Raw genomic sequence first — 9,405 nt, 5'->3', positions numbered from 1 at the left:
ACGTCCGGTTTTGAAGACGAGCGGTTCTCGTGAGGGAATCGCTTAGTTCAACGAATTTTCACGTCTTATCGCTAAATGTGCTGACAGAGTTGTTGCAATTGACTTATCCCCAAATATGATAGAAGTTGCCAAGCAACGTTCAAGACAGTATACAAATATTGATTTTCAAGTTGCTGATATATTGCAGTGGAAGTTTCCAATTGAGCAATTTGATGCAATTGTTTCTATAGCTACAGTTCATCATTTACCAATAGAAAAGTTGCTGCCCAATATGAAAGCTGCTTTGAAACCTGGCGGCAGTCTAGTGATTTTAGATTTATTAGAGCATGAGAATGTGCAAGAAATATTGAGCGATTTTGTTGCTGTTCCTCTAAATTGGTTGCTTCAAACGATCAACAATAGGCGTATTCAGCCGTCATCAGAAGCAGCAGAAGCAATGAGAGAGCATCTTCGCATAGACAAGTACTTAACCTTATCGCAAGTACGACGAATTTATACAAGCTTCTTGGGTAAAGCGAAAGTTAGAAAGCACTTATTCTGGCGTTATTCTGTAGTTTGGAAGAAAGGTAATCTTCGTCAGCTAAGTCCAGCCATTATGTAGTTTTTGAATACCGGATACAATGTTAGTCACTGTTTCACTATATGCAATCAATTAACCTAGAAATAACGCTCTTATATACTGGATAAAATCATGGTTCAGCAAGTTCTAATCAATGATGATGATTACTATGTGCCAGATGCTAACCAGCTAGTCACTGAAGATGACACTTTAGATAATTTTGCTACTTCAAAACAGAAGCGCCTTTTAATTGGCTCTCTTTACAGTTCTATACAGCAGCAGACTTTTTTTGCAGCAGCTAATGTTGGCATTTACCATACAGACGGTCAACCTGCAATTGTACCCGACGTTTTTCTTAGCTTAGATGTCCAAGTACCTGAAAATTGGTGGGAGAAACAAAATCGTTGCTATATGGTTTGGCGTTTTGGCAAACCTCCCGAAGTTGTACTCGAAATTGTCTCTAATAAAAAAGGTGATGAACTGGGCAAAAAACTGCAAATTTATGAACACATGCGGGCTAGTTACTACATCGTATATGACCCAAATCAGCAATTAGCAGAAAGAATTCTGCATGTTTATGAACTAAGGGGAACACGCTACTTTGAAACTTCAGAAACTTGGTTAGAACAAGTTGGTTTAGGTATAACTCTATGGGAAGGTAAATTTGAAGATAGACAGGATACTTGGTTACGCTGGTGCTACCAAGATGGTACTGTTTTACTAACTGGAGATGAACGCGCAGAACAGGAACGACAACGTGCCGAACAAGCTGAACAACGCACCCAAATTTTAGCAGAACGGCTACGAGCTATGGGCATCGATCCCGAAACTCTCTAGGACACTCATGTAAAAACGCGAAAATTCTGCGTCTTTACATGAGCAAAAAAATCTCACGAACTTTTGCAACTTATAAACTCATTTATCCGCTGCCAAGCCTTCTCTAATAAATCAGGATCATCTGCATCAAACCATTGAATTTTGGGATAGGCTCGAAACCAAGTGCGTTGTCGCTTGGCAAATTGTCGCGTATGCAAAATTGTTAATTCTTTCGCTTTATCTAAGGAAATATTCCCAGCCAAATATTGCTTAATTTCTTGATAACCCAAAGTATTCAACAAAGACAAATCAGCGCCATATTTTTGACAAAGATACTCCACCTCAGCAACCAAACCATTTACTATCATTTGCTCTGTACGCTGTTTAATTCGAGCATCCAACTTTTCAACATCGCAATCTAAGCCAATTTGCAAAATTGGATAGTTCGGTGGATTCTCCCCTTGCTGTTCTGAAATTGGATATCCAGTAACATAATATACCTCTAATGCTCTTAAAGTTCGCACTAAATCATTGCCATGAATCTTTTGTGCTGCAACGGGGTCAACTTGTTGTAACATGGCGTAGAGTTGTGGTTGACCGAGAGATTCAAGTTGCGATCGCAATTCTGTTTGTGGTGCAACTCTCGGAATTTTCATCCCTTGGACAATGGAACGAATATATAAACCAGTACCACCAACTAGAAACAGTGGTGTAACACCAACAGAAGCAATTAAGGCTTGTGTTTGTTCCTGGTAGTCTGCTACTGTCATCATGTCTGTTGGATCGCAGATATCTATTAAATAGTGTGACACCAATTTTTGTTCAGCCACAGTTGGTTTCGCCGTCCCAATATCAAACTCACGGTAAACTTGACGAGAATCAGCACTGAGAATTACAGAACCCAACCGCATCGCCAAAGCCAAAGCTAAACCAGATTTACCCGTTGCCGTCGCCCCACAAATCACAATTAATTTAGTCATTAGTCATTGGTCATTTGTCATTTGTAATTGGTCAAGATTTAGAAATTCTTCCCCTGCTTCCCCTGCCTCCCCTGCTCCCTCTGCTCCTCTGCCCCTCTTATACGGTACTGCAACCCCAGTATAAACTTCTCTTGAAAATGCCCTACAGACGCCAGCAAGGCTTTTGTGTTACAATTTTGGAGTGTTTTTACTTTTATTTGCCTTTAGGCGATTTCAACCCCACGCATCAGGAGAGTTTACATGACGAGCAGTTACAGTGCCGATCAGATTCAAGTTCTGGAAGGTCTGGAAGCCGTCCGCAAAAGACCAGGAATGTACATCGGTACCACTGGGCCGCGAGGACTCCACCATTTAGTTTACGAGGTGGTGGACAATTCAATCGATGAGGCATTGGCGGGTCATTGCACTCATATAGAGGTGGATATCAACGCTGATGGTTCGGTGACTGTAACAGATGATGGTCGCGGTATTCCCGTCGATACTCACTCGCGCACCGGAAAATCGGCTTTGGAAACTGTAATGACGGTACTACACGCCGGTGGTAAGTTTGGCGGCGGTGGTTACAAAGTTTCTGGAGGATTGCACGGGGTTGGTATTTCTGTTGTTAATGCCCTCTCTGAGGTTGTAGAAGTTACAGTTTGGCGAGATAAAAAGGTTCATCTCCAACGCTATGAACGCGGTATCCCAGTTAGTGAACTGCAAGTAAAGCCATACAAAGAAGCTAGAACTGGAACTTCTGTCACCTTTAAGCCAGATACCCAAATCTTTACAACTAGCATTGAGTTTGATTACATTACTTTATCAGGTCGCCTACGGGAATTGGCGTATCTGAATGCGGGTGTCAAAATTACCTTTACTGACCACCGTCTAGAACTACTAAAAAGCGATACACCAAAAGTAGAATCCTACAATTACAAGGGTGGTATTAAAGAATATATCGCTTACATGAACCGCGAGAAGCAGCCGCTACATGAAGAAATTATCTATGTGCAGGGGGAACGCAACAATGTACAAGTGGAAGTTTCATTGCAATGGTGTACTGATGCTTACACGGATAATGTTCTAGGTTTTGCTAACAATATTCGTACCGTGGATGGTGGTACGCACTTAGAAGGGTTAAAGGCAGTTCTAACTCGGACATTAAATGCGATCGCTCGTAAGCGCAATAAAATTAAAGAGAATGAACCTAACCTCAGTGGCGAACACGTCCGTGAAGGTTTGACAGCCGTAATTTCCGTTAAAGTTCCAGATCCAGAATTTGAAGGACAAACCAAAACCAAACTCGGTAACACCGAAGTGCGGGGAATTGTTGATTCTTTGGTAGGAGAAGTCCTCACCGAGTACCTAGAATTTCATCCTGCCATAGCAGACTCAATTTTAGATAAAGCTATCCAAGCTTTCAAAGCCGCAGAAGCAGCCCGTCATGCACGGGAATTAGTTCGTCGCAAATCTGTACTCGAATCTTCGCCATTACCTGGTAAATTGGCCGATTGTAGTTCTCGTGACCCTAGCGAATCTGAGATATTCATCGTGGAAGGGGACTCAGCAGGTGGAAGTGCCAAACAAGGACGCGATCGCCGCACTCAAGCTATCTTGCCTCTACGTGGTAAAATTCTCAACATTGAAAAAACCGACGACGCTAAAATTTATAAAAATAACGAAGTTCAAGCGTTAATTACAGCCCTCGGTTTAGGTGTCAAAGGTGATGAATTCGATTCCACTCAACTGCGTTATCACCGCATAGTCATCATGACGGATGCTGACGTAGATGGAGCGCACATCCGAACTTTGTTGTTAACATTCTTCTATCGATATCAGCGAGCGCTCATCGAACAAGGCTTTATTTATATTGCTTGTCCCCCACTGTTTAAAGTAGAACGGGGACGTAATCATGAGTACTGCTATAGCGATCGCGAAAAAAATCAAGCGATCGCCAAATTTCCTGCTAACGCCAACTATACCATCCAACGCTTCAAAGGTTTGGGTGAAATGATGCCACAACAACTCTGGGACACCACCATGAACCCAGAAACTCGTAAAATGAAGCAAGTCGAAATTGAGGATGCCGCAGAAGCCGATCGCATCTTTACAATTTTAATGGGCGATCGGGTCGCACCCAGACGAGAATTTATCGAAACCTATGGTTCTAAACTCAACTTCACCGATCTAGACATTTAATAGTAGCAGTCCTAAATCATTAGCAAAAAACAAGATCCCCGAATTCTTTGAGAATTCGGGGATCTTTGGCTTTGAAGTCTTGATTGACATTCTTACTTAGAACAGACCTTTGGTAAAGACTTTAATATCCAAAATTACTATAAAAAGTACCTCTTTTGCCTGATGACGCGCCTTATTAAATATATAAGTTTTTGTATTAGCATTTTCTATAACTACAAACTATGCCGTTAGATGAGTGACTATATCCATAAATTCGTTAAGTATTGTTAATAATCCTCTATTTAACTGAATTCTAAACAAAGCGATGAAAGCGAGCAAAGGCATACTAGAAAAAACATTGTTCAATATTATTGGCATAAGTAGCTTGATTGCTCTATCTGCCTGCGCCCAGCCTGTTGAAACTCCTACTGTAACTGTCCCTCCCGTCACGCCAACTCCCGTAACAACTGTTCCTCCCGTTACGCCATCTCCTACTGGCACAACTGTCACCGAAAATTTAGCAGAACTGGCAAAGTCAGCAGCTAGTCAAGGACAGTTTAAAACTCTAACCCAAGCAGTGCAAGCTGCTGGCTTAACTGAACAATTGACAGCACCAGGCCCTTACACAGTATTTGCACCTACTGACGCCGCTTTCTCTGCTTTACCAAAAGCTACTTTAGATCAACTCTTACAGCCAGCAAACAAACAACAATTAGTCAGGCTTCTGGCATACCATACTATACCTGGGGGAATTACCTCCCAGCAATTGACGTCTGGACAAGTTAAAACAGTTGAAGGTAGTACCGTTAAAATTACGGTTGATCGTGCCAGTAACTCAGTTACAGTCAACAATGCAAAAGTAACTCAGCCAGACATCCCAGCTAGCAACGGCATTGTTCATGTAGTTGACCAGGTACTTCTACCACCTAATTTTCCTGCAAGTCTAAACACCACCCCAACACCACGGTAGTTAAAGCATTGCTCATAGTTTCCAGTTTCGTTAGGGGTAGGTTTGAAAGCCACCCTGACTTTGAACTAGACACTAACAATCAATTAAAAATTTAGGTTGACTTGTCACTTGTGTTACAAGTCAGCACTACATAACTACAACAATTTTAAATTTCTTAGTTAGCAACTAATCATATGATTTGCTTCTTGTCAAGATTTTACAAAGATTGAATCTTCGAGTGTTAACAAAACTACCAACTTTATTGGAAATTTAGTCCAGATAATATTTTTTTCTCTGATTTGCGGATTAATTTCGCCCACCAGCTAGAAATACATTTGTTATGCTTTAAGAAAATAACTGAATATCATCTATCAAACAGCAATTAATAAGTATTTTGAGGATTTCTCATCATAGGATGACAAAGTTTTACTGAAATAAAAGTATTGAACTTTACAATTGTATACGCAAAAAGCTTTGTAACCAATTCGTAAAGTAATTTTCTGGTTTCTGTGTGTTCGGGGTGATGGCTGTTGTAAGTACCTACCATAAGCCTGAAAACTTGTTAATATCTTCATGTGGTGCCGTGGCGATCGCTATTGTATCGTATGTATCTAATGTACTTTTGTCTAAGATAGGAGTATATTGGCGAATTCGCAGGACAAATCATTTTTGAATTGATTAAAATATCCTTGTATACAATAAGAAAAGTTTGTCAAGTTTCATAGGGCTGAAATCGCCACAGTGCGCTAACGTGTGAATAAGACCAAATTAGTTAAACCTAAATTGACCTCCTAATCAGGTCGATACTGCCACAGCCTCAACTCCTCAGTTAAGGTAATGAGTACACAGAAGGTTAACTACTTGAAGGCAAGCACCATCACACTTGTTGTATTTACCCAAGGTCAAGACCCGCTTTAATCTAAGGAATGCGTAATTTATGAAGGAAATGTAAAAATGGGTAGATTAAGGCCAATAGTCTGAGTTAACATAAAATGCACTCTTTGTAAGTAAGTAATGTTGTGTAAAATACATGAAATTCGGCAAAAGCATTCCTAATGTAATCAGAGCATCAGTGCTATTCCGAAAAGTAGAGAAAATTTTTCAGGGTATAACTCCCGTTTTTAATGTCTTTTTGGTGAAAGTAGCTAACAGTTGCTTAATGAATTCATGATTAATACACAAAAAGAGTGCAATTTCTGTGAAACAGGCTACAATCGGAAGAGTCTTTATAGGAAAATCTGCCAACAGTATGAATTCATTTCTATAAGAGTGGCAAATTTTTTGATAAAGGTGAGTATTTTTTTTGACCAGTTAGTTGAAAGCAGTATGTGATAGCAACACATATAACATTTACTAAAGTGAGCAAGTCATCTTTAGTAGTTGCTTAAACTAAACTAAAAAACCTCCAATCGGAGGTGCAAAACGTCCGAAAATATCTCTGGCAAATCTGCTAAAAAGTTTATTTTCGGTTGACGAATAGCTCGTTTATAAAGAGCAGTAACACATCTTGAGTAATTGATTCTGCAAGGAGCATGAGGAACGCGGCATGAACCAGGCTAACAACGTACTCGAAAGCATATATCAGCCTGACCTAGAAATAATGAATCAGCCTGAGCTCGAGTTAGAAGAACTCTTAATAGACGATGAAGAGGACTTGCTGATCATCGATGAAGGTGACGAGGAATTTTTAGAGCCTCAGACTGATGAGGACGACGCAAAGTCTGGAAAAGCCGCTAAATCGCGTCGTCGGACACAAAGCAAGAAAAAGCATTACACCGAAGATTCAATTCGGCTTTACTTGCAAGAAATTGGTAGAATTCGTCTTTTGCGGGCAGACGAAGAAATTGAATTGGCGCGGAAAATAGCCGATTTGCTGGAATTAGAGAGGGTACGCGAAAGACTCTGTGAGCAGTTGGATCGCGATCCTCGAGATAGTGAATGGGCAGAAGCAGTACAACTACCACTACCAGCTTTTCGTTATCGCCTCCATGTTGGTCGCAGAGCGAAAGACAAGATGGTGCAATCTAACCTCCGTCTTGTGGTTTCAATTGCTAAGAAGTACATGAATCGTGGTTTGTCGTTCCAGGACTTAATTCAGGAAGGCAGTCTCGGTTTGATTCGTGCCGCTGAAAAGTTTGACCACGAAAAAGGTTATAAGTTCTCTACATACGCTACATGGTGGATTCGTCAAGCAATTACCCGCGCGATCGCAGATCAATCGCGTACTATTCGTCTTCCAGTTCACCTCTACGAAACCATTTCTCGAATTAAGAAAACTACCAAGTTGCTATCTCAAGAAATGGGTCGTAAACCCACTGAAGAAGAAATCGCCACTCGCATGGAAATGACTATTGAGAAGTTGCGGTTTATTGCTAAATCTGCCCAGTTACCCATCTCGCTAGAAACGCCCATTGGTAAAGAAGAAGATTCTCGATTGGGTGATTTTATTGAATCCGATGGTGAGACACCAGAAGACCAAGTTTCCAAAAATCTTCTGCGCGAAGACCTTGAAAAAGTCCTCGACAGTCTTAGCCCACGCGAACGCGATGTTCTCAGACTGCGTTACGGCTTGGATGATGGTCGGATGAAAACCCTTGAGGAAATCGGACAGATTTTCAACGTTACCCGCGAACGGATTCGTCAAATTGAGGCAAAAGCACTCCGCAAATTACGCCATCCAAATCGCAACAGCGTTCTCAAGGAATATATTCGGTAATTAATTGTCGTTGACTACTGACAATTAACATCTGACAAAAAGTAAACAATTAAAAACCTGGTAGTGAATTATCACTCCAGGTTTTTTAATTTATTAACAAGTTTGTGTCCTAATTACTTATAGAATGCCCCAAAAATGTAAGAAGCCTTGGCCAGAAAAAAGTTCAATTAATACGGCTGCTAAAAAGCCAATCATTGCCAAGCGACCGTTCCAAATTTCTGCTTGAGGAGTAAAACCCCAGCGCCAAGCGTTGCGATCTTCAATTACGGGGGTGGTAACTTTTGCGGTAGTTGCGTTAGTCATGGTTGGCACTCCAAACTGGATTTACGAAGGATTGTTGCCTTATGTAAACTAATATAACAATTTTTCTTGTGAATGCAACCTTAATTTATATTTTTATTTCTAAAACTTGACTTAAATAGCACAAACTGATAAGAGAAATAAACACATCTATCTTCAGGTAGAATTGCTAAAATTGTCTCATATTTTGCAATTTCAGCATTGCTATACACATCATCAGCCATAAAAACCCAACTCCATAACCTGCAATCACATCTGTAGGCCAATGCACTCCTAAATACAGCCGACTGATACCAATAGCAGCAATTACCACCCCCGCCATACTATAAATAAACTGAGAAAATTTAGGATAGTGAGTTGCCAACAAGTAAGCTAGAAAGCCGTATAGCACCAGAGAACCTAAGGCATGACCACTAGGAAAACTAAAAGATTTTTCAGTAATCAACCGATCCCAAAGTTCGGGGCGGGGTTTGCTAAATAACAGCTTTAGTCCTGTATTGAGGATAAAAGCTCCCAGACAGGCGATCGCAAATATTTTGGCTTCTTGTCGGTAACGTCGCCACGAGAGTATGGCCAGACTAAGTGTGACGACAACTACGATAAAACTGGGATTGCCAAGGTTCGTAATTGTCAGCATCAGATTATCTAGACTGGGATTAGAAAACTGATGCAGCCACAACAGAAAATGTGTATCAAATGCAAAAGCTTCTCGCTCTAAAACTTCTTCAAAAAGCTCTGCCAAAAGAAAAAGTATCAGCAGACAGCTAGCCAGTCCAACGATACCAATTGTAGTGAGCAAAGGAGCCAGACGAGGATGTATGTGTTGCAACCAAAAAGTTAAAATTTTTCGGAGCATAGGCGAATATTGACATTAGGGATTTCCAGAAATTAAATTATTCAATTTTGGGAGCGAAGATGATCGTTAGAT

At 40.7% G+C, this 9,405-nt stretch carries 7 protein-coding genes and 1 pseudogene; 5 read left to right on the top strand and 3 right to left on the bottom strand.

The genetic code is table 11. The features are described 5' to 3' along the window. Positions 1-64 precede the first annotated feature (64 nt). Both VB740_RS15580 and VB740_RS15575 read left to right on the top strand, forming a co-directional pair. Positions 65-601 (top strand): annotated as a pseudogene (locus tag VB740_RS15580) (class I SAM-dependent methyltransferase); the annotation flags it as partial. 90 nt (positions 602-691) lie between these two features. Continuing rightward, the gene (locus VB740_RS15575; RefSeq protein WP_323200885.1) at positions 692-1,396 is read left to right on the top strand and encodes a Uma2 family endonuclease; all 705 of its coding nucleotides are present in this window, start codon (positions 692-694) and stop codon (positions 1,394-1,396) included. 53 nt (positions 1,397-1,449) lie between these two features. Here VB740_RS15575 and miaA read toward each other — a convergent pair whose 3' ends face one another. Continuing rightward, the gene (gene miaA / locus VB740_RS15570) at positions 1,450-2,355 is read right to left on the bottom strand and encodes a tRNA (adenosine(37)-N6)-dimethylallyltransferase MiaA (protein ID WP_323200884.1); all 906 of its coding nucleotides are present in this window, start codon (positions 2,353-2,355) and stop codon (positions 1,450-1,452) included. Between the two features lie 240 nt (positions 2,356-2,595). Here miaA and gyrB point away from each other — a divergent pair, with 240 nt between their 5' ends. The 3 genes from gyrB (at position 2,596) to rpoD (ending at position 8,177) form a co-directional block, all read left to right on the top strand. Beyond that, a complete protein-coding gene (gene gyrB / locus VB740_RS15565) occupies positions 2,596-4,533 on the top strand; it encodes a DNA topoisomerase (ATP-hydrolyzing) subunit B (RefSeq protein WP_196509854.1) in 1,938 nt (645 codons plus the stop codon). 304 nt (positions 4,534-4,837) lie between these two features. Continuing rightward, positions 4,838-5,482 (top strand): fasciclin domain-containing protein, encoded by a 645-nt coding sequence (locus VB740_RS15560; protein ID WP_323200883.1) that lies wholly within the window; start codon positions 4,838-4,840, stop codon positions 5,480-5,482. Positions 5,483-7,007: 1,525 nt separating this feature from the next. Beyond that, positions 7,008-8,177, top strand: coding sequence for an RNA polymerase sigma factor RpoD (rpoD, locus tag VB740_RS15555; RefSeq protein ID WP_323200882.1), 1,170 nt, complete (start codon positions 7,008-7,010; stop codon positions 8,175-8,177). A 117-nt stretch (positions 8,178-8,294) separates the two neighbouring features. On the opposite strand, the gene VB740_RS15550 is transcribed toward rpoD, so the two are convergent. Both VB740_RS15550 and VB740_RS15545 read right to left on the bottom strand, forming a co-directional pair. Further along, complete coding sequence (locus VB740_RS15550; protein WP_323200881.1) at positions 8,295-8,480, bottom strand: chlorophyll a/b-binding protein; 186 nt, start codon at positions 8,478-8,480, stop codon at positions 8,295-8,297. Between the two features lie 166 nt (positions 8,481-8,646). Further along, the gene (locus tag VB740_RS15545; RefSeq protein ID WP_323200880.1) at positions 8,647-9,333 is read right to left on the bottom strand and encodes a phosphatase PAP2 family protein; all 687 of its coding nucleotides are present in this window, start codon (positions 9,331-9,333) and stop codon (positions 8,647-8,649) included. Positions 9,334-9,405 lie beyond the last annotated feature (72 nt).

The sequence above is a fragment of the Nostoc sp. UHCC 0251 genome (assembly GCF_034932245.1).
Taxonomy (GTDB): domain Bacteria; phylum Cyanobacteriota; class Cyanobacteriia; order Cyanobacteriales; family Nostocaceae; genus Nostoc.
This window is presented reverse-complemented; position numbering and strand designations above follow the sequence as displayed.